Here is a 24,420-nt window from a genome sequence, read left to right as displayed (position 1 = left end):
TGTTAGTGCGCGACAGCGGCAGCGGCCGCTTCGTCGATCAGCCGGCCGGCGCCGAACCGCTCAAGGTTGAACGGCGCATTGATCCTGTGCGGCTCGTCTTTGGCCATGGTGTAGGCGAACAGATCGGCCGAGCCCGGCGTCGCCTTGAACCCGCCGGTGCCCCAGCCGCAATTCACATACAAGCCCGGCACGTCGGTCCTGGCGATGATCGGCGAACGGTCCGGCGTGACATCGACAATACCGCCCCAGTTGCGCAGCATCCGCATCCGCCGGAACATCGGAAACAATTCGCAAATGGCTTCGAGCGTGTGCGACGAGATATGCAAAGCCCCGCGCTGGCTGTAGGAAATATACGCATCCGTCCCCGCCCCGATCACGAGCTCGCCCTTGTCGGACTGGCTGATATAGGCGTGGATCGTGTTCGACATCACCACACACGGAAAAATCGGCTTGATCGGCTCGGACACCAGCGCCTGCAACGGATAACTCTCGAGCGGCATCCGCTGCCCCGCCATCGCCATCAGGACCGATGTATTGCCCGCCGCGACAATCCCCAGCCGCCGCGTCGCGATCGCACCTCGGCTGGTCTGCACCCCGCTGATCCGCCCGCTCGCATCACGATCGATCCCGGTGACCTCGCAGTTCTGAATGATGTCGACCCCGAGCGCATCCGCCGCCCGCGCATACCCCCACGCCACCGCATCATGCCGCGCCGTCCCTGCACGCCGCTGCAACGCCGCCCCCGTCACCGCATGGCGCATCCCCGGCCCGATGTTCAACGGCGGACAGAACGATTTCGCCTGTTCGGGCGATAACCACTCGTTATCGACACCGTTCAACCGGTTGGCATGCACATGCCGCTTGAACACCTGCTCGTCATGCACATTATGCGACAGCATCAGCACGCCACGCTGCGAGAACATGACGTTATAATTCAAATCCGCCGACAACCCCTCCCAAAGCTTCACCGCATGGTCGTAGAGCGCGGCACTCTCGTCGAACAGATAATTCGAACGGATGATCGTGGTGTTGCGGCCCGTGTTGCCCCCGCCGATCCAGCCCTTTTCCAGCACCGCGATATTGCGCAGCCCGTGCTTCTTTGCGAGATAATACGCCGTGCCCAACCCATGCCCGCCGCCACCGACAATAATGGCCTCATAGGCCGGTTTGGGTGCGGCATCGCGCCATTGGCGGTCCCAGCCTTTCTGGCCGGATAACGCCTCTTTCGCCAAGGCAAAGGCTGAGAATTTCTGCATATCAAGGCTCCAAGTTAAGGCCAGGGCTCTGCCCTGGACCCGTCGTGCGCAGCACGCTTACGCGTGACGGGGCCTTAGGCCCCAGACCCCATTAGTTAGGCATGACAACCGTTGCGCGACGCGCACTCACTCGGCACAACCCTTGTATAATTCCGTCATCGCTGCGCGACCGCCCAATTCTTCGCCGTGTAGAACGGCGCATTGCTCGGCGGCAGCAACGCCACACCCCGGATATGATCCGCCGCCTTCTCGCCGATCATGATGGTCGGCGCATTCAAATTCCCCGTCGTCACCCGCGGCATGATCGAACTGTCCGCCACCCGCAGCCCCTCCACCCCGATCACCTTTGTGTCCGGTGCGACCACCGCCATCGGGTCGTCCACCGCGCCCATCTTGCACGTCCCGCACGGATGATACGCGCTCTCGACATTCTTGCTGATATACGCATCGATCTCGGCATCGCTCACCACGCCGCTGCCCGGCGCGATCTCGCGCCCCCGGAACGGCGCGAACGCCTCTTGCGCAAAAATCTCGCGCGTCAGCCGCACACAGGCACGCATATCCACCCAATCCTCCGGATCGCTCATGTAGTTGAACACGATCGACGGCGCCGCCGCCGGATCAGCCCCGCGCAGCCGCACCCACCCCCGGCTGCGCGACCGCATCGGGCCGACATGCGCCTGAAACCCATGTTCGGACGCGATCCCCTTGCCATCGTACCGCACCGCGAGCGGCAGGAAATGATATTGAATATCCGGATAATCGATCCCCGCCCGCGATCGGATGAACCCGCAACTCTCGAAATGATTGGTCGCCCCCAATCCATCGCCCAAGACCAGCCACCGCAGGCCGATCAACGCTTTCGCCAGCGGATTCATCTTCGAATACAATGTAATCGGCTGTGTGCACGCATACTGGAAGTAAAACTCCAGATGATCCTGTAAATTCTCGCCCACACCGGGCCGATCCGCGACCACGTCAATGCCGTGCGCCCGCAGTTCATCCGCCGGCCCAACCCCCGACAGCTTCAGCAGCTTGGGCGAATTGATCGCACCCGCCGCCAGAATAACCTCCCGCCGCGCCCGCACCACCACATCCTGGCCGCGCCTGCGATACGCCACCCCCACCGCGCGTCCGCCCTCGAACACCACGCGCGAAACCAGCGTGCGCGCCTCGATCGAGAGATTCGCCCGCCCCCGCGCGGGCCGCAAGTAGGCATTCGCCGCACTCCATCGCCGGCCCCGATGAACCGTCATGTCCATCCGGCCAAACCCCTCCTGCTGATACCCGTTGACATCCTCCGTCACCGGATACCCCGCCTGGCGTCCGGCTTCGATAAAGGCCCGATACAGCGGATTGCGCAGCGGCCCATATTTCGTGTGCAACGGCCCCTCGCCACCCCGCCACGCATCGCCGCCCTCATCACGCGTCTCGGCACGCTTGAAATACGGCAACACATTCCGATACGCCCAGCCCCGCGCCCCCATCTCCTCCCACCGGTCGAAATCCAGCGGATTGCCGCGAATATAAACCAACCCGTTGATCGAAGACGAGCCGCCCAACACCTTGCCCCGCGGCGTATGCATCCGCCGGCCACCCAAATGCGGCTCAGGCTCGCTGCGATAGCCCCAGTCATACTTCGGCATGTTCATCGGCATCGACAGCGCACTCGGCATCTGGATCAACACCGATCGATCCGATCCGCCATACTCCAACAACAAAACCGAAACCCCGGCATCCTCCGATAACCGCGCCGCTAACACACACCCCGCGGAGCCCGCTCCGACAACGACGTAATCATACTCGGTCATGGGGTTGGTGCCTTTCGGGAAGAAGGCCAGGGGCTCTGCCCCTGGACCCCGTTAAAGGCGGAGCCTTTAAAATCCATTAGTTTTAGGCAAGGGGAGGGCTGTCTTGGCCAGACACGCGACGAGTGCGAGGCAGCGCCCTCCCCTTGCCTAAAACTAGCGGGTTCTAAGGGCTCCGCCCTTAGTGGGGGGTTCGGGGGGCAAAGCCCCCTGATCTTCCTTCCGTAAGCCATCAAAACCCCAAAACCGGTGTGAGTGCGACGTAGACGGATTTGGTTTCCGTGTAGGCGTCGAGTGCGGTGCGGCTGTTTTCGCGGCCGTAGCCGGATTGTTTCATGCCGCCGAACGGCAGTTCGACCGGGGTGACGTTGTATTGGTTGATCCAGCAGGTGCCGGCTTTGAGTTGCGCGATCATGGCATGGGCGCGCGCGAGTGTGGGGGTGAACACGGCGGCGGACAGACCGTATTGGGTTGCGTTGGCCCGCGTGATGGCTTCGGCGTCGGTATCGAAGGGGAATACCGCCATCACGGGGCCGAAGATTTCCTCCTGGGCGATGCTCATGCCATCGGTGCAATCGGCAAAGATGGTGGGTTCGACGAAGCTCCCCTGGGCGAGGGCGCCGGCGGTGCACCGATTGCCGCCGGTGGCGAGGCGGGCGCCGGCGGCTTTGCCGGCTTCGATGTGGCCGAGGACTTTTGCCATGTGCTCCGGCGAGATCAGGGCGCCGATCTGCGTGGCGGGGTCGAGCGGATCGCCAATGGTGAGGGTACGGGTTTTCGCGATGAGCGCGTCGAGAAACCGGTCGTGGATGCTGCGATGAACAAACACGCGGGTGCCGTTCGAGCAGATTTCGCCGGCGGAGTAGAAATTGCCCAGCATGGCGGCGTTCACGGCGCTGTCGATATCGGCGTCGTCGCAGACGATGATGGGGGATTTGCCACCGAGTTCGAGCGTGACGCGCTTGAGGCTGGCGGCCGCGAGGGCAGCGACGGCCTTGCCGGTCGCGACCGATCCGGTGAGCGAGATTTTGCCGATGCCGGGATGCTCGACCAGATGCCGGCCGGTGTCACCCAACCCATTGACCACGTTGAACAGCCCATCCGGCAGTCCGGCCTGTTGGAAGATGCGCGTGAGTTCGAGCGCGGTCAGTGGGGTTTGCGGCGCGGGTTTGAAAATCACTGCATTGCCGCAGACCAGCGCGGGGGCGGCCTTCCAGCAGGCGATCTGCAGCGGGTAGTTCCACGCGCCGATCGCGCCGACCACGCCGATCGGCTCGCGCCGGGTATACCCGAATGCGGCTGGGCCCAGATCGACCGCTTCGCCGGCGATGGTACCGGCCAGCCCGCCGAAATATTCAAGGCATTCCGCACCGGAAATCACATCGACCGCGATGGTTTCACTGATCGGCCGGCCGGTGTCCTCGGATTCCAGCCGGGCGAGCGCGGGCAGGTTTTCGCGCAGCAAGGCGGCGGCGCGCAGCAGAATGCGCCCGCGCGCGGCGGCGGGGGTTGCCGCCCAGTCGCGCTGCGCGGCGGTGGCGGCGGCCACCGCGGCATCGATTGCGGCGGCGTCCGCGATGTCGATCGTCGCGAGCAGCGCGCCGGTCGCGGGATTGCGGTCCTCGAACGTGGCAGGACCGGGCGCGGACCAGTCTCGTCCGGCGATGAAATGGGGGCGCGATGTCATGCTGGGCTTAGCCTTGCGGGTCAGTTGAGGGCTGCGGTGTTGTCGCGATAATCGGCGCGGCCGGCCTGGGTCAGCGCATCGAGGATCTCGGTGGTGCCGATGCAGCCGACGATGCGGCCGTTATCGGCCACCAGCACCGGGCGGGTGGTCTGCTGGCGGATTTCCACGATGTCCTTGAGCAGATGCTGGCCGGTGACGATGCCGGTGCTGCCTGGCGGGCAGCGCACGCCGGGTTGCGGCTGGTGAAACGGCGACGCCGCGCCATCGCGGTGCAGCGCGATGAGCTGGCCGGACGTGTCGAGATGCAGCACGTAATCCTGATGGTCGTTGAAGCGGTGAACGCCATCCGCCGCCCGCAACGCCTCGATCGGGCGCATCAGCGAGGCGGCGCGGATCGCGGTGAGCGGGTTCATGTGTGCGACGAATTCCGCGACGTAATCGGTCGCCGGACGGAGCACGATGTCCTCGGGCTTGCCGACCTGGATCACCCGGCCATCCTTCATGATCGCGATGCGGTTGCCGATTTTCAGCGCCTCGTCGAGGTCGTGGGTGACGAAAATGATCGTCTTCTGCACCGTGCGCTGCAGTTGCAGCAATTCGTCCTGCAGCTTGTTGCGGATCAGCGGATCGAGGGCGGAGAACGGCTCATCCATCAGCAGGATATCGGGGTTGGTCACCAGCGCGCGCGCGAGGCCGACGCGCTGCTGCATCCCGCCCGACAATTCGCTCGCGTGCTTGTCCGCCCATTGCAGCAGCCCGACGCGATCGAGCCATTGATCGACGGCGGCACGCATCTCGGCGGGTTTCATCTTGCGCAGTTCGAGGCCGAGTTCCACGTTGCGGCGCACCGTGCGCCAGGGTAGCAACGCGAATTGCTGAAACACCATCGAGACCGCCTGGTTGCGCAGGCGGCGCAGCGTGGCGGGCGGCGGGTTGCTCATATCGACCAGCTCATCGCCGTGGCGGATGGTGATGCGGCCGCGGCTGATCGTGTTCAGCCCGTTGAGCGCGCGCAGCACCGTGGTCTTGCCCGAACCGGACAGGCCCATCAGCACGAAAATCTCGCCTTGCTCGATTTCCAGATTGACGTCCGCCGCACCGACCACGATGCCGGTCAAGCCGATGATATCGTTGCGGGTCTTGCCGGCATCGAGCGCGGCGAGCGCGGTCTGCATCCGCGCGCGCGCGCCCCGGTCGGCGCTGCCGGGAAACAGGATATCGACGGCCTCGAACTTCGCGGCGAAACTCATGCGCTGCTGCTCTCCTTGTTCGGCCGGAACACCCGGTCGAGAATGACCGCGACGATCACGATGGCGAGGCCCGAGGTGAAGCCCTTGCCGATCTGCACGGTCTCCATCGCCTCGACCACCGGTTCACCAAGGCCGCCGGCGCCGACCAGTGCTGCGATCACCACCATCGACAGGCTCAGCATGATCACCTGCGTCAACCCGGCCAGAATGGTCGGCAGCGCGGCGGGAATTTCCACCTTCCAGAGCAGTTCGGTCGGGCTCGCGCCGAATGCCTGCCCGGCCTCGATCAACGGGCGCGGCACATTGCTGATGCCGATATAGGTCAGCCGGATCGGCGTGGGCACCACGAAAACGATGGCGGAAATCAGCCCCGGCACGCTGCCGAGGCCGAACAGCACCAGCGTCGGGATCAGATACACGAAGGTCGGCAGCGTCTGCATCATGTCGAGTACCGGGCGCAGCACGCGGTACAGCGCCGGCCGGTGCGCGGCGGCGATGCCGATGGGCACGCCAATCGCCATGCAGGCGATCGTGGCATAGACGATCAGGGAAATCGTCTCCAGCGTGCGATCCCAATAGCCCTGGTTCAGAATGAACAGCAACGCGGCGAAAACGAATAGCGCCATCCGCCAGGATCGTTTGAAAGCGTAGGTCAGGGCGGCAAAGATCACGATCAGCAGCAGCGCCGGGACCGCGTGCAGCAGGCTGGTCGTGCCATCGAGCAGAAAGCCCAGCACGTTGGACAGACCGTCGAAAAAACCCTGGAAATTATTTTTGACGAAATTGACGAAATCGGTCGACCAGGTACCGACCGGTATCGCGTGATCGGTAATCCAGGTCTCGGGATGGGCCAGAAGGGTCATGATGATCGCTCCCGCATGGGCCGGTGTCCGGTCATGTTCAGCCTAGGCGCTTCGACGGCGACCCGCCCCGGAGACGGCGATGAACGGCACACATGGAACCGCGCGCAGTCCGGGGCGGGTCGCAATCTGTTCGGCAAGGGCGGGATCAGCTCGCCTTGAGCTTGCTCATCACGGCGGGCGCACCCGGCTTGCCATCGGTCGTGGTCACGCCGGCCAGGGTGGATTTCACCCAGTCCGGATGGGCGCGCAGCCACGCGGCCGCGACGGCGTTGGCGTCCTGATGTTTCACCTGCACATCGTACATCATCGCGTTCTCGTCGTTGATGGTGAGTTTGAAGTGATGCAGCAGGGTGCCGACATTCGGGCACTCCTTGGCGTAGCCGTATTTGGTGTTGATGTAGATCGTCGCCTTGCCTTCATCCGGGCCGAAATACTCGTGGCCGCCGGAAAGATAATCGATGTGAAACTGCACGTTCATCGGCTCGGGTTCCCAGCCGAGGAACACGATCGCCCGTTTTTTCGGATATTTGCGCGCCACTTCCGAAAGCATGCCCGCCTCGCTCGACTGCACCAGATGGAACTTGCCGAGACCGAACTTGTTCGCCTTGATCATGGCGAGGATATGCTGGTTGCCGTCGTTCCCCGGCTCGATGCCATAGATCTTGTAATCGAGCTGCTTGCCGTATTTCGCGATGTCGGCAAAACTGGTCAGGCCCTGCTTATACAGATAATGCGGCACCACCAGCGTGTATTTCGCATCGGTCAGGTCAGGCCCGATCACCTGCATCGCTTTCTGCTTGATATAGGGTTCGGTCGTCTTGTCCTGCGACGGGGTCCAGTTGTCGAGAAAGACATCGATCTTCTTGTCCTGCATGCCGGCATACATGACCTGCAGCGAATAGAGATTGGTCTTGACCTTGTAACCCAGCGCCTGGGCGACATCGGTGAACACCGCGTTCTGCACGGCATTGTCGGTCCAGCCGATGTTTGCCATGGTGATGGTCTTGCACGAAGCGGGTTCGGCGGCGCGGGCCATGCCAGCCCCGAACGATGACGCTGCCATGATCGACGCAAAAGCCGTGATGACGGTTAGATTTTTCAATTTAGCCTCCTGGATGCACAGATTCTCGTAACCAATCCGCGCTGGTTTTCTGTCCCTGGAACGCCGCAATCTGTGTGCGGTCGCCGTAACGCTAAGCATCATGTTGCGCTCGACGGCGTCTTGCATGCAAGCGACATCGCCCTTGCATCCGCCCATCCTGCACCTAATGGGGCAGGCCGGTCGACCAGAAATTGACGATGGCGACCCCGGCGATGATCAAACCCAGCCCCAGCACGGTCGGCAGGTTCAGCGTCTGGCCGAACACCAGCCAGCCGACCAGTGAAATCAGCACGATGCCCATGCCGCTCCAGATCGCATACACCACCCCGACCGGCACGCGCCGCACGATGATCGACAGCAGATAGAACGCCCCCGCATAGAACAGAACCGTCAGTGTCCCGGCTACCGGCTGGGTGAAGCCGCGCGACGCCTTCAGAAACGAAGTGCCGGCGACTTCGAACAGGATCGCGATGGCGAGGAGGATGTAAGGGGATGGCATCGGGGGGCGACTCTCTGGGAGGTCAATGAGGGAAAGGGAAGGTAAGCACTTCTTTTTTTGAAAAAAAAGAAGCAAAAAAACGTCTATTCGCGCGTCCCGTGCCGTTGCGGCGCCCAAAGCCCGGTTCCAAAAAGTTTTTTGCTTCTTTTTTTCAAAAAAGAAGTGCTTCCTGCTCCCTTCCCTCGACCGTGCCGCCGCCCGCAGAAAGACATGGGCTTATGCACAAATGCAATTTGCCTCCCCGCGCCGGGCAATCCTAACCTGCGGGTGCATTCGGAGGCTCTTCATGCTCGACCAGCAGACGATCAACGCGCAGATCGGCGATCTTTTGGCCACCCGCCGGCCGGGGCACAGTCTGCCCGGGGCGTTCTACCACGATCCGGCGATTTTCGACTTCGATCTGCGCGAGATTTTCGGCCAGGCGTGGCTGATGGTCGGCTTCGAGGTCGAGGTCGCGGCACCGGGCGCCTATCTCGCAATCACGATCGGCCGCAGCCCGGTGGTGGTGTTGCGCGGGCAGGATGGCGTGTTGCGCGGGTTTTTCAATTCGTGCCGGCATCGGGGCGCGCAGATCCTGCCGGATGGCTGCGGCACCGCCGAGCGGCTGATGTGCCCGTATCATCAATGGATGTACGATGATCGCGGCGCGCTGCGCGGGGCCGGGCGGATGCCGCGCGATTTCGATAAATCCCAGCATGGCCTGAAACCCATTCACGTCCGCACCGTCGCCGGCACGGTTTATGTGTGTCTGGCCGAACAGGCGCCGGATTTCACCGCGTTTCACGACGCGCTGGCACCGATGCTGGCACCGCACGATCTGTTGAACGCCAAGGTCGCGGCCCAGGCGACGCTGGTGGAGCGCGGCAACTGGAAGCTGGTGATGGAAAACGCGCGCGAGTGCTATCACTGCGCGGCGCGCCACCCGCAATTGTCGGTCTCGTTCCCGACCGATGCGCGGGGCAATTTTCTGAGCTCCGAGCGGGTCGATATCCTGGATTTCAAGCAGCGGATGGAGGCGATGGGCCTGCCCAGCGCGCCGGTCGAAGGGGCGTGGTGGCAGGCCTCGCGCTTCGCGCTGCGCGAGGGCAACGAGTCGATCACGATCGATGGCAGACCCTGTGTGAAAAAGCCGATGTGCAGCGTCAACGGCGGCGATGTCGGGTCGATGCGCTGGGCGCTGGAGCCGCATAGTTTCTGTCATGCGCTGGGCGATTTCGTGTTCATGTTCATCGCCCTGCCGGTCGCCCCCGAGGAGACCATCGTGATGGCGAAATGGCTGGTGCACAAGGACGCGCAGGAAGGGATCGACTACACGGTCGATGATCTGACCACCGTGTGGAACGAGACCAATCTGCAGGACCGCGATCTGGTCGAAAACAACCAGCGCGGCGTGAATTCGCTGGGATATATACCAGGGCCCTACAGCGAGAGTTCGGAATCGCTCGCGATCCGCTTCGTCGATTGGTATGCCGGCCGCGTGGCTGCGGCGGTGCCGCACCCGGCGCCGGTGCGCCGGCCCGCCCTGGTCGGGCTCTGACATGGCCGACCTGCCGCTCGGCGCCGGCCCCGATCACCAGGCCTGGCACCCCGAAACCATCGCGGTCGGCCATGGGTATCATCCGGCCGAGCATCACGGGTCGGCGAAACCGCCGGTCTATCTGACCTCGACCTTCGTGTATCGCGATTCGATGCACGCGAAGACCGCGCATGAGGGCTACATCGCCGGCCGCGCGCCGCAGTCCGGCGCGGATGAAGGCTATATCTACGCCCGACTCGATCATCCGAACATGCAGATGCTGCAGGACCGGATGGCCGCACTCGACCGCGCCGAGGCCTGTGCGGTGTTCAATTCCGGCATGGCGGCGATTTCGACCACGCTGCTGTCGCTGGTGCGGCCGGGCGAAAGCGTGGTGCACACCAGCCCGCTCTACGGCGGCACCGATGGGTTGCTGAACAATCTGATGGCGCCCGCGCACGGGGTGAAACCGGTCGCGATCGCGGATGCGGTGGATGAGGCGTCGATCACCGGCGCGGTCGATCAGGCGCTGGCGCACGGGCGGCTCGGCATGATCTGGGTCGAGACACCATCGAACCCGCTGGCCGGCATTGCCGATATCGCGCTGATCGCGCGGATCGCCCGGCGGCTCGAATTGCAGCAGGGCAGCCGGCCGCTGGTGGCGGTCGACAACACGTTCATGGGGCCGCTGCTGCAGAACCCGCTCGAACAGGGTGCTGATCTGTGCATGACCTCGCTGACCAAATACGCGAGCGGGCACAGCGATCTGCTGGGCGGCAGCGTGTCCGGCCGGTTCGCGCTGATCGAGCCGTTGCGCAAGATGCGCACGGTGATGGGCACGCATCTCGACCCGCACGGCTGCTGGCTGCTGCTGCGCTCGCTCGAAACCATGGGCCTGCGCACCGAGCGGGCGTGCCGCAACGCCGCCGCCGTGGCGCGGTTTCTGCGCGATCATCCGAAAGTGGCGCGGGTGACCTATGCCGGGTTTCTGCCGGAAGGCAGTGCGGCGCGCGCGACGCTCGAGCGGCAATGCGCGGGCGCGGGTTCGACCTTCGTGTTCGACATCAAGGGCGGCGAGGCCGAGGCGTTCCGCATGCTCGATGCGCTGAAACTGCTGCGCCTCGCGGTCAGTCTGGGCGGCACCGAGACGCTGATCTGCCATTCCGCGACGACGACGCATTTTTCGGTGCCGAAGGCCCGGCGCGAGGCGTCGGGCGTGACCGATGCGACCATTCGGCTCTCGGTCGGGATCGAGCATGAGGCGGATATTATCGCTGATCTGGCGCAGGCGCTCGAAAGGATCTGAACGATGGATGGTGTGACGCGGCAGGCGTATCCGGTCGATCCGAAATCCGCGGTGGGCAAGCTGCCGCGACCGGCGCAATTCGTCGATGTGCTGGTGGTCGGCGCCGGGCCTGCGGGCATCGCCGCCGCGCTGGCGGCCGCGGGTGAGGGCCGTTCGGTCATGCTGGTCGATGAGCATCCGGTGAGTGCGGCGATGGCCGGGCTCGATGTGCCCTATCTGTTCGGCGGCCGCGCGACCCCGGCGCTCGGCAACCAGGCCCGGATGATCGAACAAATCGCCGGCGCCATGCCGGGGCTGGATGATGCGTTCGAGGCCGGGATCGAGGTGGCGCTCAATACCAGCATCTGGGGCATGTGGGTCGCAGGGCCGGGCCTGCAGGTGCTGCCGTGCGCGGTGGCCGGGCTTGCGACCGAAGACCGGTCCTGGCTGTGCGGCTTCGGCCGTGCGGTGATCGCGACCGGTGCGCGGGATCTGGTGCTGTCTTTCGCGGGGTCGGACCAGCCGGGCGTGCTCGGCGCGCAGGCGCTGCACGCGCTGCTCACCCGCTACGACGCCTTCGCCGGCCGCGTGGTGAGCATTCTGGGATCGGGCCGGCTCGCGCTGGAAACCGCGTTGCGCGCGCTCGACAAGGGTTTGACGGTCGCCGCCCTGATCGAAGTGTGCGATGCGCCGCAGGGGCCGGCCGAACTGGTGGCCGAAGTCGCGGCGCGCGGGGTGGCAATTCGCTGCGGCGCCGTGCCGTTGATGGCGGAGACCAATGTCGATGGCGTGGTGGCGCTGCGGATCATCCCGGTGGCGGGCGGCACGGTCGAACGGATCGCGTGCGACACGGTATGCTTGGCACTCGGCCTGGTGCCGCAGATCGAACTGCTCGATACGCTGGGCGCCCCGATCACGCTCGACCGCGATCGTGGCGGTTACGTACCGGTGTGCGACGCAACCGGCCAGACCCCGATCGATGCGATCCGCGTGGCGGGGGATTGCGCCGGCGTGGCCGAGCCCGGCGGGCTCGATTACCGCATGACGTGGATGCGCGCGCTGCTCGATACCGGCGGCAACGATGCGCTGGCCTGCACCTGCGAGGAGGTCACCCGCGGTGATGTGTTCGCACTGCACCAGCCGCGCTATCTCGGCCCGGAATCGGAGGCGATGGCGGCGCGCGACCTCGCCGGGCTGCTGGCCGATGGGCCGCCGGATCACGACCAGATGAAGCGCCTGACCCGGGTTTCGATGGGCCCATGCCAGGGGCGGCGCTGCCGCGAACAGGTGGCGATGCTGCTGGCGATCGGGGCGCGCGATGATATCGGCATCGTCAACCGCGCCGGGTTTCGCGCGCCGGTGCGCCCGCTGAGCCTCGCGGCCCTCGCGGCACCCGATGACGAAGCCGGGCGGGACGGCTGGGATGTCTGGTTCGGCATCGTCGCGCAATGGGTGCCCTACGATGAAATCGGCACGCCGCGCGAGGCCGACTATATCGCCGGAGACATGCATCTATGAACCTCACGCGGGAGAGTGGCGCTGCGGTCGTCATCATCGGCGCGGGTGTCACCGGGCTGAGCGCCGCGTGGTGGCTGGCGCGCGACGGGGTGGATGTGCTGGTGCTCGACAAGGGCGTGATTGGCTACGAGGCGTCGAGCCGCAACGGCGGCGGGGCGACGCATTACCAGAGCCCGCTCTTCCACGAGGAACAACGCCTGTGGCCGCTGATGGATGAGCTGCTCGGCTACCCGACCGAACACCGGCCGGAGCGCATCGTGATCGCGATGAACGAGGCGCAGATGGCGCGCTACAAGCGCATGCAGGGGATTCTGGCCGGGCTCGGCTATCGGGCCGACCTGCTCGATCCGCAGCAGGTGCGCGATGCGGTGCCGCTGGCGGGCGATCGGCATATCGGCGGCGTGCATATCCGCACCGGCGGGCAGGCCAATCCGCAGCGCACCGTGCAGGCCTATGCCTGGGCGGCGCAGGACCACGGCGCGCGGATCATGCAGCATACGCCGGCACTCGGCATCGAAATGGCGCATGGCCGTGCGGTGGGCGTGCGGACGCGCAATGGCGTGATCGGGTGCGATCAGCTGATCGTCGCGGCGGGGCCGCAATCGGGCACGCTGCTGCGCGGCATCGGGATCGATCTGCCGGTCGCCCCCGCGCGGGCGGAAATGATCGTGACCGAGGCGCTGCCGCTGATGCCGTGCGGCGGCGTCGACGGCAACGGGCTCTACGGGCGGCAGACGCTGCGCGGCAATCTCGCCTACGGCGGCGGCTGGCATGAGTGGATGGACGAATTGCCGCTGCACGGCGCGCTGCCCCGGCCCTCGACCCCCGTGCTGCAGCACATCGCGCTGCGTATCGCGCAAATGCTGCCCAAGGCGGCCCATGCCAGGATGATCCGCTCCTGGGCCGGGATTGTCGAAAACACGCCGGACGGCCGGCCCGTGCTCGACCGGCCCGCCAACCCGGGCAACGTCACCATCGCCACCATGTCGAGCGTCGGCTTCGGCCTGTCGCCCGCGACCGGTCACGCGCTGCGGGACCTGGTGGTCGACGGACGATGCTCGTTCGCCGATATCGATAAATTGTCGCTGCGGCGGTTCGACGGGCTGGACCCGGATTGGCGGCGCATCCAGGGCTGGGTCACCCCGGCGACACACCAAGCCAGTGTCCCGGCATGAGTGCGGGAAAAATTCTTGTCGTCGGTGGTGGCATTGCCGGGCTGAGCACGGCCTGGGGCTTGGTGCGGCGCGGGTTTGCGGTGGAGTTGTTCGAGCAGGGGGCGCTACCCTATCCCAAGGCCTCGTCCTATGACGAGCACCGGATCATTCGCCATGCGTATGGCGATATGGAGGGTTATGCGTATCTGATGCCCGAGGCGTTTCGGGTCTGGAATGCGTTGTGGCAGGCCATGGGGGTCTGCCATTACGATGCGATGCCGGCGGTTTATCTGATGCGCGGCGAGAGCGACTGGTACGAGACGACCAGGCGCTCGATGGGCCGGATGGGTGTGGCCTGCACCGATATTTCGATCGATACGGCGATGGCGCGGTATCCGATGGTCAATCCCGCGGGTGTCACCCGTGTGGTGCAGACGGATGGCGCGGGGATGCTCTATCCGATCCGTATTCTGACCGACATGGTCAAGCTGATTGCCGGGCTCGGCGTGGTGCTGCACCCGAATTCGCTGGTGGAATCGGTCGATCTGCAAGCCGGCACGGTGCGGACCGCGCGGGGCGTCACCCAGGGCGATGCGGTGGTGGTCACCGCCGGTGCCTGGGTGAACCGGTTGGTCCCGTCCACCATCGGCGTTGCGGTGCCGTCGCGCCAGGCGGTGATGTTTCTGGCGCCGCCGCCGGCGCTGGTCGGCGCGTGGCAGGCGGCGCCGGTGCTGATCGACATCGGGCCGGACAGCGGCACCTACACCTTGCCGCCGCGCGCCGGAACCCGGCTGAAAATCGGCGATCACCAGTTCACCCGCCAGGGCGATCCCGATGAAGACCGCACCGGCACCGATGCCGACGTGGAACGCCTGACCGCCGCGGCCCGCCGCGCCTGGCTCGATTTCGACACCTATACCATCCTCGAGCGCAAGGCCTGTTTTTATACCGTAACGGCCGATGAACGCTTTCTGGTCCGCCGCGAAGGCGCCAGAGGCTGGCTCGGCAGCGCGTGCTCCGGCCACGGCTTCAAACTCGGGCCGCTGATCGGCGAAGGCATCGCCGCGACCATTGCCGGCGAACGCGATGCCGACGCCCTGACAGCATGGGCAGCCGGCAAGTCCGGTTGATACCCGATTCACGGCTGGTGGATCGCAGCGCCCGTAGCCTTGCCTGCCCGCGCCCGGCGCCCGCTACCGCCCGGGTGCGGCCCCTCGACGCGATACAGGCGGAAGCCGTTGTGGCCGTCGTCTGCCACAAGTGTCAGCCATGGCGGCGGCTGATGCGCGCTGAGCATCGACCATAGGGCGTCCTTTTGCGCATGATCGGCCAGCGGATCATGCCGACCACCGGGGCAGAACAGGACGAACCGGGCGCCGCTTGCGGCGAACGCGGCGGATTCGCCCGCGGCGGCCGGTGCGCGCCAGGCGTGCCAGGCGCGCAGATAGCCATCGATCCCGTGCTGATACAGCGAACCGACGCCGATGATGCGCGTTCGGTACAATAGTTCCGGCACATCGGCGGGCGGGCTCAGCACGATGGCGCCGGCGGCGGCGCGCATCATCGGCGCGATGTGGCGCAACCGGCATGCGGGTGATTTGTCCGGTGCGGGCGATGTGGCGGCGCGGGCCAGACTCGGTGCGTAGGGGGCGAGCAGAACGAGCATGATCGTGCCGATCCGCGCGCTCGCCGCCCGGCGCGGCTGGGCCGCCCAGCGGGACGAGACCTCGCACAGCGCCACGGGCAGCAGGGCGGCGGCGAAGCCTGCGGGATATTGTTGAAAGATCACGAAACGCGCGGTGAGCGCCAGGCTCAGCGCGGTGCCGGTACAGACCACCAGCCACAGGCCGCTGACCATCCGGTCCGGCCACGCGCGCCAGGCGCGGTGGGTGCCGTAGAGCAGTGCGAGCCCACCCGGCCCCAGCAGCATCGCCGCTTCGCCGAAGGCGTGTACCGGCTGGGTTTCTGACATATGGCCAAAAAATACCGCCATGTCCCGCGGCGGAATCAGCGCGTACGGCCCCAGCGCGACGCGGGGAAACACCGCGAGCCAGAGCCCGAAACCGGCCAGCGCAGCGGTCATACCCGCCCCGCCGCGCCGCGCCCCGACCGGCAACACCCGATCGAGTGCGGCCAGACCGATCCCTGCGGCGGCAACCGCCCCGCCGAGCGCCGCATACACGATCGACAACCGATCGATCTCGATCGTCAGAATCCCGCCGTGCGGCGGATCGATCAGCAGCGCCAGCAGCAGCGTTCCGGCAAAGCCAAGGCCGAGCGCGCATATGTCGTCCCCGATCGGCCGGAACAGCCACACATAGCCGAGTGCCACGAAGGAGAGCAGCACGAAGGGCATGGTCTCCGGCATCAGCCACAAGGCGAAACCGCCCGCGATGCCGCTCAACCACGCCGCCGGCCTGCCATCTCCAGGTGGGGCGATGCCGGTGCGCAGTGCGAACCCCGCCGTGGCCGCGACGGCGGCGAGCTGCGCGATGTGATAATGGATCACCCCGAAGGATGCGAAGCCGCGAATGCCCGGCAGCAGCGGGCCGACCAGCGGCACGATCCACAGCCAGCCGCGCCCCTGGCGGCGCCGGCCGTATTCCCCGGTGATCGGTGCCACGGCAAAAGCGAGCGCAGCACTCAGCCACCCGGCCGAGAGCGGCCCGGTCGCCACACCGGCGATCAGCAACGCGCGGTGCCAGCCGAGCCACTCTGCCAGCGGTGCCGCGAGGGCCACGATCATCGCATCGAACAGGCGTGACCATTCGATCAGCAGGGGCGCGCCGGACTCATCCCGCTGCACCATGTTTACCAGATGCCCTGACCGGAGTCCCTGTTCGATCCGCACCAGCCGCATGAAACTATCGGGATCGATCAACCCGCCCCGTAGCACCGCGGGCACATTCCGGCTGCTCGCAACCGTTGCCATCACCGCACCGGCCAGCGCGATCAACCCATAGAGCCAGGCCCTATGCCAACGCCCGGGAGCCCCCGGTTCGCGGCCACCGGCGGTGATCGTTCTCCCAATCATGGGAACAATCTAGCGGCGAGATCTTAAGGAATCTAAAACAGATCGGGTTTCAGCAACACATCCGTCAGGACCAGGTCGCCTCGGGGTCCTGCGCCAGCGCGGCCGCCGGCCGCGTCGCCGCGATTGCGGCATCGCTCGGCAGACGGTCCGGGCGCGGCCCGCCCGCCATCCAGTCCAGCATGACGACGGTGTGGATCGTCGGGATGGCGGTGCCGGACAATTGGGTAAGGCAGCCGACATTGCCGCCCACGATCGCATCGGGCTTCAGCGGCGCGATCGTGTCCAGTTTGCGCGCGCGCAACCGCCCGGCCATCTCGGGTTGCAGAATATTATACGTCCCCGCCGAACCGCAGCACAGATGCGGATCGCGCGGCTCGACCATCGTGAATCCGGCCCGCCGCAGCAACGCCTTGGGCGCCTCGGTCACCCGCTGCCCGTGCTGCAACGAACACGCGGCGTGATAGGCGATCACCAATCCCGGCGGCGGCGTCAGGCTCGGCTGATACGCGAGCCGCATCAGCAATTCGGAGATATCGACCGCCAGATCGGCGATCCGCGCCGCATCCGCGGACTCCGGCGTGTCGCGCAGCAGGAAGCCGTAATCCTTCAACACCGTGCCGCAGCCCGAGGTATCGGTCACCACCGCGTCGAGCCCGCCGGCGCCGATCTCGCGGGTCCAGGCCGCCACATTGGCGCGCGCGAAGGCCAGCGCCGCGTCGTGCTTGCCCAGATGATGCGTCAGCGCGCCGCAACACCCCGCCCCTTTCGCCACCACCACCTCGACCCCCATGCGCGTCAGCAGCCGGATCGTCGCGTCGTGAATCCCGGGGTCGATCACCTGCTGCGCGCAGCCGGCGAGCAAGGCCACGCGCGCGCGCCGCGTACCCGCCGCCTTGAACACGCCGGGCCGCTCGGTCGAACTCCGCCCCGCCACCGCACCGGGTGCGAGGTCGAGCATGGCGCGCAGGCGCTGCCCGAGCATACCACGCGTCCCGATCATCCCGCGCACCGACCGCCCGAGCGATGCCGCCCGCAAGGCCGCGCGCATCCGCGCCGGATAGGGCAGAACCGCCGCCAGCACGGCCCGCAGGGCGCGGTCATGCGCCGGCCGCTCATAGGTTTCCTCGACCCGCACGCGCGCATAGTCGATCAGATGCATGTAATCGACGCCCGAAGGGCAGGTGGTCATGCACGCCAGGCACGACAGGCACCGATCGAGATGAAACGCGACCGGCGTGCTCGCGGGCGCACCGGTTTCCAGCATGTCCTTGATCAGATAAATCCGCCCGCGCGGGCTGTCGTCCTCGTCGCCCACGGTCACGAAGGTCGGGCAGGTCGCGGTGCAGAAGCCGCAATGCACGCAGGAGCGCAGGATTTTATCGGCGACCGCGATGTTCGGGTCGGCCAGTTGATCGAGCGTGAAATTGGTTTGCATCGAATTCCGGTTTCAGGCCGCGAACAGGCGGCCAGGGTTGAGAATGCCGGCCGGGTCGAACGAGGCGACCACCCGCTGGCGAATGGCCGCGAGCGCCGGTGCCTCGCGCGGCACCGCATCGATCGACCGGCGCAGTTCGGGCGGTGCGCGCAGCAACCACCAATCGCCCTTGGCCCGCCGCGCCGCACCCACCACCACCTCGTGCGCGGCCAGCGTGGCCGGCCCGGTCAGGAAGGCGAGCCCGCCGCCCCAATCGAGGTAGCCGAACAACCCGGCGGCATGTCCGGCGTCGAGCACCGCCGCACCGCGCGACGGCTGGACCGAAACCCGCCACACCGCATCGCCCGGCTGGATCGGCAGCGGCTCGGCATCGCGCACCGCCCGCCACAACGCGACGCTCTGCGCCGTCTCCAGCGTTTCGACCGTGCCGAACTTCGCCCACAGTGCGCCGAGCTGGCCGACCCGATAGGTCACCGAATCGGCAAAATCCTCGATCCGCGCGATCGTGATGGCGCGCTCGTATCCCACCGCCATCGCGGCTTCCTGCGGCAGAAACGCGGCCCCGGAGACCGAAAACGGCGATCCCAGAGCCACCGCCAGCGCGCGCGAGGCCACTTCCGGCGTCAGCCCATACAGCACGACCGTCCCGGTCGCCTGCGGCTTCGGCAGCACCTTCAGCGTCACCTCGGTCATCACCCCCAAAGTGCCGTAGGAGCCGGCGAATAATTTGCAGAGATCAAGCCCGGTGACGTTTTTCAACACCCGGCCGCCCGAACGAACCACCTCGCCCCGGCCGGTCACCGCGCGCATCCCCATCAGATGATCGCGCATCGCCCCCCAGGCCACCCGGCGCGGCCCGGACAGATTGGCCGCGACCACGCCGCCGATCGTCTGGTCCGCCCCATCGAGAAACGCGTAATGCGGCGGCTCGGCAATCAGATGCTGCCCACCCTCGGCCAGTTTCGCCTCGAGGGCGGCGAGCGTCGTGCCGGTGCGGGCGCTGATGATCAACTCCTGCGGCGCATAGAGCGAAATCCCGGCATGGTTGCGGGTGCTCAGCGTCTCCGCCGTCTGCATCTCGCGCAGGAAACCGGTCTTGCTGCCCAGCCCCTCGATCGCCAGCGGCGCCCGGTCGGCCACCGCGGCATCGATCGCGGCGGTGAACCCCGCCTCGTCTTCCGGCGCGATCATGGCCGCCTCACGCCGCGTGCGGCAGCGCGTCGGGCCCGGCCGATGCGGTGCCGGCCTGCAACGGAAACACCTTCGCGGTGTTCAGCAACCATTCCGGATCGAACGCCGATTTCACCCGCCGCTGCGCCTCCAGCTCGATTTCGGTGAACTGCACGCTCATCAGATCCCGCTTTTCCACCCCAACCCCGTGCTCGCCGGTCAGGCACCCGCCCACCTCGACGCAGAGGCGCAGCACATCCGCACCGAACGCCTCGGCCTTGTGCATGCTGGTCGGGTCGTTCGCATCGAACATGATCAGCGGATGCAGATTGCCATCGCCGGCATGGAAAATATTCGCCACCTGCAAGCCATACTGCGCGCTCATCTCGCCGATCCGGCGCAGCACCAGCGGCAAGGTGCTGGTCGGGATCGTGCCGTCCATGCACAGGTAATCCGGCGAAATCCGCCCCACCGCGCCGAACGCACCCTTGCGCCCCTTCCAGATCGCGGCCGATTCCTCGGCCGATTGCGACACTTTCAGACTGATCGGGTTGAACCGCGCGCAAATCTCCTTGATCTGCCCCAGCAGCCAATCCTGCTCGGCCACCGATCCCTCGACCTCGATGATCAGCATCGCCTCGGCATCGAGCGGATAGCCGGCATGGGCGAACGCCTCGCACGCATGGATCGCCGGCCGGTCCATGAATTCCAGCGCGACCGGAATGATCCCCGAGCTGATGATCGCATCGACACACGCACCCGCAACCTCGTTGCCATCGAACGCCGCCAGCATCGCGCGCGTACCCTCCGGCGCGCGCAAAATCCGCACCGTGATCTCGGTCGCGATGCCGAGCTGCCCCTCGCTGCCGATCACGATACCCAGCCAGTCATAGCCGGCGGTATCCAGATGCGTGCCGCCCAGTTCGAGAATCTCGCCCTCGATCGTCACCAGCTTGATGCCGAGCACGTTGTTCGCGGTCACGCCGTATTTCAGACAATGCGCGCCCCCCGAATTCATGCCGATATTGCCGCCGATCATGCAGGCCAACTGGCTCGAAGGATCGGGCGCATAAAAAAATCCATCCGCCTCGACCGCCTTGGTGATGCCCAGATTGGTCACACCCGCCTGCACCACCGCATACCGGTCGCGATAATTCACCTCGACGATCCGGTTCATCCGCATCATGCCGATCACCACGGCATCCTCGAGCGGCAACGCCCCGCCGGCCAGCGATGTGCCCGCGCCCCGCGGCACCACGCGCACCCCGTTCTGATGGCAGAACCGCAGCACCGCGGCCACCTGCTCGGTCGTTTCAGGCAACACCACCGCCAGCGGCATCTGCCGATAGGCCGATAACCCGTCCGTCTCGTACGGCTTCAGCCTGGCGGGATCGGTGATCACGCCACGATCCTGCATGATCGCGCGCAATCCCTCATGCACGGCATCGCGCCGCGCCAGCACATCCGGTTTCGGTTTTGGCAAAGTGATCAAGGCCGATCTCCCCTAATGAGGGGAACCTAACACCAGCCGGGCATTCCGCCTAGCAGACACGAGCCGTTTTTCGCCGATACCACTATCCCGCGCAGCCACAAGCAAAAAACAGCCACGCACGGAAAACCCACGCGCAGCCGTTTCACAGCAATACCGCCCAGAATCACACCACGCGGATCAAACCGGTGGCAGCCGCCAGATTCAGCCCTGGCGCGCCTTCATCCGCGGGTTCTTCTTGTTGATCACATACACGCGACCATGACGACGAACCACACGACAATTCTTGTCGCGGGCCTTGGCGGAACGAAGCGAATTACGAATTTTCATGATGTCTATCTCAAACTGCTCACTCGGGTTGCCCGGCTTATGGAAACCCGGCACCATTCTGTCAACCCGGTGGCGCTTGAGGCAAGGAAGGCCAGGGGCTCTGCCCCTGGACCCCGTTAAAGGCGGAGCCTTTAAAATCCATTAGTTTTAGGCAAGGGGAGGGCTGTCCAGGCCAGACACGCGATAAGTGCGAGGCAGCGCCCTCCCCTTGCCTAAAACTAGCGGGTTCTAAGGGCTAAGCCCTTAGTGGGGGTCGAGGGGGCAAAGCCCCCCGCCTTGCTTGACCCAAGTCCCCCCGCATTGACGCCATGCGTACCGGGTCGCATGGATTGGGCGTTTGTGGAGGGGTGATGGTATGGCGGCGCGTGAGCGGGTTTCGGGCCAGCGGATCGGCATGATGTTGACGGCGTTTCTGATGGTGACCTTGATCGGGGTATTTGCGACCTATGCGGCGCCGATTCCGGGGGTGCGGGGTGTGATGGTCGAGGCGGCGATCGCGCAGGCGGCGGCTTCGGGCGATGCGGGGGCGATGCGGGCGGCGTTGGTGGCGACCAGGCCGTTGCTGGGGGTCAGTGGTCAGCGGGTGCTGGCGGGTCTGGCGCCGGACCGTGCCGGCATGGCGCGGGCGGCCGGGCTGTTGCGGGTTGATGCGCAGGCGGCGAGTGTATTGGTATCGTATCGGTTGCGGCTGATGGTGATCGTGATCGGTATTCTGGCGGCGTTATTCGGCATTGCGTTTCTGGGCATTCGCGACAGCCAGCCGACGGCGACGATCATGCGGGTGAACAAGTCATGAGCCGGGTTGCGTATGTGAACGGGCGGTATGTGCCGCACAACGAGGCGGCGGTCAGCATCGAGGATCGCGGTTATCAGTTCGGCGACGGGATTTACGAGGTCATTCATATCCATGAGGGCCGGTTCGTCGATACCGAGTTGCATCTGAGCCGTCTGGCGCGGTCGTTGCGTGAGGTTGCGATCGCGCCGCCGATGAACGATGCCGCCTTGCTGGTGGTTCTGCGTGAGGTGGTGCGCCGCAACCGGGTGAGCGAGGGCATTGTCTATATGCAGATCACGCGCGGCGTCGCCCGGCGGGATCATGCGTTTCCCAAGGGCATCGCGCCGGCGCTGGTGGTCACGGCCCGGCACGGCGCCGCGTTTCCGCGCGATATCGACGCCTGGGCGGGCACGGCGATCACGGTGCCGGACATTCGCTGGGGCCGGTGCGACATCAAGACGGTCAATCTGCTGCCGAACTGCCTCGCCAAGCAGAAGGCACGCGAGGCGGGTACCTATGAGGCGATTCTGATCGACGGGTCGGGCGGGGTGACCGAGGGATCGTCGACCACGGTCTGGGCGGTGGATGCGCACGGCGTGCTGCGTACCCGCCAGCTCGACGATCACATCCTGCCGGGCTGCACCAGGGCGGCGTTGTCGGCGCTGCTGGCGGAGCATGCGATCGCGTTCGAGGAGCGGGGCCTGACCGAGGCGGAGTTCCGTGCCGCGCGGGAGGTGTTCCTGACCAGTGCGACGTCCTACGTCAAACCGATCGTGCGGGTGGATGGCGTGGCGGTGGGTGACGGCGCGCCGGGCCCGATCACCAGGCGCTTGTTCGGCCTGTTCGCCCGCCATGCGGACGGGGTTGGGCATAATCAGGCGTCCCGCCTTGCGTCCGCCCCAGGAATCGGATGAAACGCCCCCATGACCGATCATGAAGCCCAACCCAAGCCGCATTACCGCCGCGTCCTGCTGAAAATCTCGGGCGAAGCCCTGATGGGCAAGCGCGATTACGGGCTCGACACCGAAACCGTGGCGGCGATCGCGCAGGATGTGGCCGATGTCGTGGCCACCCGCGCGGAGGTTTGCCTGGTGATTGGCGGCGGCAATATTTTCCGCGGCATTTCCGGCGCTGCCGGCGGCATGGACCGTGCCCAGGCCGATTACATCGGCATGCTCGCCACCGTCATGAATGCGCTCGCCATGCAATCCGCGCTGGAGAAATGCGGTGTGCCGACGCGGGTGCAATCGGCGATCCCGATGGCGGCGGTGTGCGAACCCTATATCCGCCGCCGCGCCGAGCGGCACATGGAGAAGGGCCGGGTGGTGATTTTCGCGGCCGGGACCGGCAACCCGTTTTTCACCACCGACACCGCGGCGGCCCTGCGCGCCACCGAAATGAAATGCGACGCGTTGCTGAAGGGCACCCAGGTCGATGGGGTCTATTCCGCCGATCCGCGCAAGGTGGCGGATGCCGAGCGGTATCAGGAATTATCGTATCTCGAGGTTCTGTCGCGCGATCTGACGGTGATGGATGCCGCCGCGATCAGCATTGCGCGTGAGAACGATCTGCCGATCATCGTCTTCAACATCCGCGCGCCGGGCGCCTTTGCCGCGGTGATGCGCGGCGAGGGTAAATTCACCCGTATCGTGGAACAGCATTAGGATGGCCGCCATGCCCAGCGATCTTGAGAGTATTTCCGCCGATCTGTCACGCCGGATGGATGGCGCGATGGAAACGCTGAAACGCGATTTTTCCGGCCTGCGTACCGGGCGCGCCAATCCGGCGTTGCTCGAACCGGTCAAGGTCGAGGCTTACGGCACGATGATGCCGCTCAACCAGGTTGCGACCATCGCGGTACCGGAATCGCGGATGCTGACGGTGCAGGTGTGGGATCGCTCGATGGTCAACGCCACGGTCGCCGCCATCCGCGATTGCGGCCTCGGCCTCAATCCGCAGCCGGATGGCCAGATGATCCGGGTTCCCCTGCCGATCCTGACCGAGGAGCGTCGCAACGAGCTTGCCAAGGCGGCCGGCAAATATGCCGAAAGTGCCCGCATCGCGGTGCGTGGCGTGCGGCGCGACGGGATGGAGACCATCAAAAGCCTGGAAAAGAAGGGCGAGATCGGCGAGGATCAGATGCGCGACTGGTCGGACGCCGTGCAGAAGCTGACCGATGCGATGATCAAGCGGATCGATGAATTGCTGGTTGAAAAAGACAAGGATATCCGTCAGGTCTGACGACACCG

Annotated in this window: 21 protein-coding genes; 9 read left to right on the top strand and 12 right to left on the bottom strand. The window is 65.8% G+C overall.

Annotation, left to right across the window (positions count from 1 at the left end; genetic code table 11):
• Nucleotides 1-2: 2 nt before the first annotated feature.
• The 7 genes from AruPA_RS13175 to AruPA_RS13145 all read right to left on the bottom strand — a co-directional run bounded on the left by AruPA_RS13175 (nt 3) and on the right by AruPA_RS13145 (nt 8,465).
• On the bottom strand, nt 3-1,256 hold the full coding sequence (locus AruPA_RS13175; RefSeq protein WP_265637167.1) for a sarcosine oxidase subunit beta family protein: 1,254 nt from the start codon (nt 1,254-1,256) through the stop codon (nt 3-5).
• Nucleotides 1,257-1,411: 155 nt separating this feature from the next.
• Nucleotides 1,412-3,067, bottom strand: a complete 1,656-nt coding sequence (gene betA / locus AruPA_RS13170; RefSeq protein ID WP_265637166.1) for a choline dehydrogenase — start codon at nt 3,065-3,067, stop codon at nt 1,412-1,414.
• Nucleotides 3,068-3,296: 229 nt separating this feature from the next.
• Nucleotides 3,297-4,751, bottom strand: coding sequence for a betaine-aldehyde dehydrogenase (gene betB / locus AruPA_RS13165; protein WP_265637165.1), 1,455 nt, complete (start codon nt 4,749-4,751; stop codon nt 3,297-3,299).
• A 20-nt stretch (nt 4,752-4,771) separates the two neighbouring features.
• Nucleotides 4,772-6,001: a choline ABC transporter ATP-binding protein gene (gene choV, locus AruPA_RS13160; RefSeq protein WP_265637164.1), complete on the bottom strand. Its 1,230-nt coding sequence runs from the start codon at nt 5,999-6,001 to the stop codon at nt 4,772-4,774.
• On the bottom strand, nt 5,998-6,864 hold the full coding sequence (gene choW, locus AruPA_RS13155) for a choline ABC transporter permease subunit (protein ID WP_265637163.1): 867 nt from the start codon (nt 6,862-6,864) through the stop codon (nt 5,998-6,000). Before choW ends, choV begins: the two co-directional genes overlap by 4 nt.
• A gap of 145 nt (nt 6,865-7,009) precedes the next feature.
• Nucleotides 7,010-7,966: a choline ABC transporter substrate-binding protein gene (gene choX, locus AruPA_RS13150; protein WP_265637162.1), complete on the bottom strand. Its 957-nt coding sequence runs from the start codon at nt 7,964-7,966 to the stop codon at nt 7,010-7,012.
• 163 nt (nt 7,967-8,129) lie between these two features.
• The gene (locus tag AruPA_RS13145) at nt 8,130-8,465 is read right to left on the bottom strand and encodes a multidrug efflux SMR transporter (RefSeq protein ID WP_265637161.1); all 336 of its coding nucleotides are present in this window, start codon (nt 8,463-8,465) and stop codon (nt 8,130-8,132) included.
• 286 nt (nt 8,466-8,751) lie between these two features.
• Between AruPA_RS13145 and AruPA_RS13140 the strand changes: the two genes are divergently transcribed.
• The 5 genes from AruPA_RS13140 to AruPA_RS13120 are packed head-to-tail and all read left to right on the top strand — an operon-like array spanning nt 8,752 to nt 15,068.
• Nucleotides 8,752-10,002, top strand: a complete 1,251-nt coding sequence (locus tag AruPA_RS13140; protein WP_265637160.1) for an aromatic ring-hydroxylating dioxygenase subunit alpha — start codon at nt 8,752-8,754, stop codon at nt 10,000-10,002.
• A gap of 1 nt (nt 10,003) precedes the next feature.
• A complete protein-coding gene (locus AruPA_RS13135; protein ID WP_265637159.1) occupies nt 10,004-11,287 on the top strand; it encodes a cystathionine gamma-synthase family protein in 1,284 nt (427 codons plus the stop codon).
• Between the two features lie 3 nt (nt 11,288-11,290).
• Nucleotides 11,291-12,784 (top strand): FAD-dependent oxidoreductase, encoded by a 1,494-nt coding sequence (locus AruPA_RS13130; RefSeq protein ID WP_265637158.1) that lies wholly within the window; start codon nt 11,291-11,293, stop codon nt 12,782-12,784.
• Nucleotides 12,781-13,959 (top strand): FAD-binding oxidoreductase, encoded by a 1,179-nt coding sequence (locus AruPA_RS13125; protein WP_265637157.1) that lies wholly within the window; start codon nt 12,781-12,783, stop codon nt 13,957-13,959. The genes AruPA_RS13130 and AruPA_RS13125 overlap by 4 nt, the downstream gene beginning before the upstream one ends.
• Complete coding sequence (locus AruPA_RS13120) at nt 13,956-15,068, top strand: FAD-binding oxidoreductase (RefSeq protein ID WP_265637156.1); 1,113 nt, start codon at nt 13,956-13,958, stop codon at nt 15,066-15,068. Before AruPA_RS13125 ends, AruPA_RS13120 begins: the two co-directional genes overlap by 4 nt.
• A gap of 8 nt (nt 15,069-15,076) precedes the next feature.
• Here AruPA_RS13120 and AruPA_RS13115 read toward each other — a convergent pair whose 3' ends face one another.
• The 5 genes from AruPA_RS13115 to ykgO all read right to left on the bottom strand — a co-directional run bounded on the left by AruPA_RS13115 (nt 15,077) and on the right by ykgO (nt 21,396).
• Nucleotides 15,077-16,972 carry a hypothetical protein gene (locus tag AruPA_RS13115; RefSeq protein WP_265637155.1) on the bottom strand — a complete coding sequence of 632 codons (1,896 nt, stop codon included), beginning with the start codon at nt 16,970-16,972 and terminating at the stop codon, nt 15,077-15,079.
• A gap of 64 nt (nt 16,973-17,036) precedes the next feature.
• Nucleotides 17,037-18,407, bottom strand: a complete 1,371-nt coding sequence (gene glcF, locus AruPA_RS13110; protein ID WP_265637154.1) for a glycolate oxidase subunit GlcF — start codon at nt 18,405-18,407, stop codon at nt 17,037-17,039.
• Between the two features lie 12 nt (nt 18,408-18,419).
• Entirely contained in the window at nt 18,420-19,598 is a 1,179-nt protein-coding gene (locus tag AruPA_RS13105; RefSeq protein ID WP_265637153.1) for an FAD-binding protein, read from the bottom strand.
• A 7-nt stretch (nt 19,599-19,605) separates the two neighbouring features.
• Entirely contained in the window at nt 19,606-21,069 is a 1,464-nt protein-coding gene (locus AruPA_RS13100) for an FAD-linked oxidase C-terminal domain-containing protein (protein WP_265637152.1), read from the bottom strand.
• A 201-nt stretch (nt 21,070-21,270) separates the two neighbouring features.
• Nucleotides 21,271-21,396, bottom strand: coding sequence for a type B 50S ribosomal protein L36 (gene ykgO, locus AruPA_RS13095; protein ID WP_076454557.1), 126 nt, complete (start codon nt 21,394-21,396; stop codon nt 21,271-21,273).
• 355 nt (nt 21,397-21,751) lie between these two features.
• Here ykgO and AruPA_RS13090 point away from each other — a divergent pair, with 355 nt between their 5' ends.
• Genes AruPA_RS13090 through frr form a run of 4 tightly spaced genes read left to right on the top strand, consistent with a single transcriptional unit; the run spans nt 21,752 to nt 24,412 of the window.
• The gene (locus AruPA_RS13090) at nt 21,752-22,192 is read left to right on the top strand and encodes a hypothetical protein (RefSeq protein WP_265637151.1); all 441 of its coding nucleotides are present in this window, start codon (nt 21,752-21,754) and stop codon (nt 22,190-22,192) included.
• Nucleotides 22,189-23,085: a D-amino-acid transaminase gene (locus tag AruPA_RS13085; protein WP_265637150.1), complete on the top strand. Its 897-nt coding sequence runs from the start codon at nt 22,189-22,191 to the stop codon at nt 23,083-23,085. Before AruPA_RS13090 ends, AruPA_RS13085 begins: the two co-directional genes overlap by 4 nt.
• Before the next feature lie 9 nt (nt 23,086-23,094).
• Nucleotides 23,095-23,835, top strand: a complete 741-nt coding sequence (pyrH, locus tag AruPA_RS13080) for a UMP kinase (protein ID WP_265637149.1) — start codon at nt 23,095-23,097, stop codon at nt 23,833-23,835.
• 10 nt (nt 23,836-23,845) lie between these two features.
• The gene (frr, locus tag AruPA_RS13075; protein WP_265637148.1) at nt 23,846-24,412 is read left to right on the top strand and encodes a ribosome recycling factor; all 567 of its coding nucleotides are present in this window, start codon (nt 23,846-23,848) and stop codon (nt 24,410-24,412) included.
• The last annotated feature ends 8 nt before the right edge of the window (nt 24,413-24,420 follow it).

Origin of the sequence: Acidiphilium sp. PA (assembly GCF_026191915.1) — a bacterium.
GTDB lineage: Bacteria > Pseudomonadota > Alphaproteobacteria > Acetobacterales > Acetobacteraceae > Acidiphilium.
The sequence above is the reverse complement of the archived record's forward strand: the minus strand, read 5'-3'. Positions and strand labels throughout refer to the sequence as shown.

What these genes read in the sequence shown, in the direction of transcription:
- AruPA_RS13175 (WP_265637167.1), bottom strand. Translation starts at nt 1,256, where the DNA reads ATGCAGAAATTCTCAGCCTTTGCCTTGGCGAAAGAGGCGTTATCCGGC.
- betA (WP_265637166.1), bottom strand. Translation starts at nt 3,067, where the DNA reads ATGACCGAGTATGATTACGTCGTTGTCGGAGCGGGCTCCGCGGGGTGT.
- betB (WP_265637165.1), bottom strand. Translation starts at nt 4,751, where the DNA reads ATGACATCGCGCCCCCATTTCATCGCCGGACGAGACTGGTCCGCGCCC.
- choV (WP_265637164.1), bottom strand. Translation starts at nt 6,001, where the DNA reads ATGAGTTTCGCCGCGAAGTTCGAGGCCGTCGATATCCTGTTTCCCGGC.
- choW (WP_265637163.1), bottom strand. Translation starts at nt 6,864, where the DNA reads ATGACCCTTCTGGCCCATCCCGAGACCTGGATTACCGATCACGCGATA.
- AruPA_RS13145 (WP_265637161.1), bottom strand. Translation starts at nt 8,465, where the DNA reads ATGCCATCCCCTTACATCCTCCTCGCCATCGCGATCCTGTTCGAAGTC.
- AruPA_RS13140 (WP_265637160.1), top strand. Translation starts at nt 8,752, where the DNA reads ATGCTCGACCAGCAGACGATCAACGCGCAGATCGGCGATCTTTTGGCC.
- AruPA_RS13135 (WP_265637159.1), top strand. Translation starts at nt 10,004, where the DNA reads ATGGCCGACCTGCCGCTCGGCGCCGGCCCCGATCACCAGGCCTGGCAC.
- AruPA_RS13130 (WP_265637158.1), top strand. Translation starts at nt 11,291, where the DNA reads ATGGATGGTGTGACGCGGCAGGCGTATCCGGTCGATCCGAAATCCGCG.
- AruPA_RS13125 (WP_265637157.1), top strand. Translation starts at nt 12,781, where the DNA reads ATGAACCTCACGCGGGAGAGTGGCGCTGCGGTCGTCATCATCGGCGCG.
- AruPA_RS13120 (WP_265637156.1), top strand. Translation starts at nt 13,956, where the DNA reads ATGAGTGCGGGAAAAATTCTTGTCGTCGGTGGTGGCATTGCCGGGCTG.
- AruPA_RS13115 (WP_265637155.1), bottom strand. Translation starts at nt 16,972, where the DNA reads ATGATTGGGAGAACGATCACCGCCGGTGGCCGCGAACCGGGGGCTCCC.
- glcF (WP_265637154.1), bottom strand. Translation starts at nt 18,407, where the DNA reads ATGCAAACCAATTTCACGCTCGATCAACTGGCCGACCCGAACATCGCG.
- AruPA_RS13105 (WP_265637153.1), bottom strand. Translation starts at nt 19,598, where the DNA reads ATGATCGCGCCGGAAGACGAGGCGGGGTTCACCGCCGCGATCGATGCC.
- ykgO (WP_076454557.1), bottom strand. Translation starts at nt 21,396, where the DNA reads ATGAAAATTCGTAATTCGCTTCGTTCCGCCAAGGCCCGCGACAAGAAT.
- AruPA_RS13090 (WP_265637151.1), top strand. Translation starts at nt 21,752, where the DNA reads ATGGCGGCGCGTGAGCGGGTTTCGGGCCAGCGGATCGGCATGATGTTG.
- AruPA_RS13085 (WP_265637150.1), top strand. Translation starts at nt 22,189, where the DNA reads ATGAGCCGGGTTGCGTATGTGAACGGGCGGTATGTGCCGCACAACGAG.
- pyrH (WP_265637149.1), top strand. Translation starts at nt 23,095, where the DNA reads ATGACCGATCATGAAGCCCAACCCAAGCCGCATTACCGCCGCGTCCTG.
- frr (WP_265637148.1), top strand. Translation starts at nt 23,846, where the DNA reads ATGCCCAGCGATCTTGAGAGTATTTCCGCCGATCTGTCACGCCGGATG.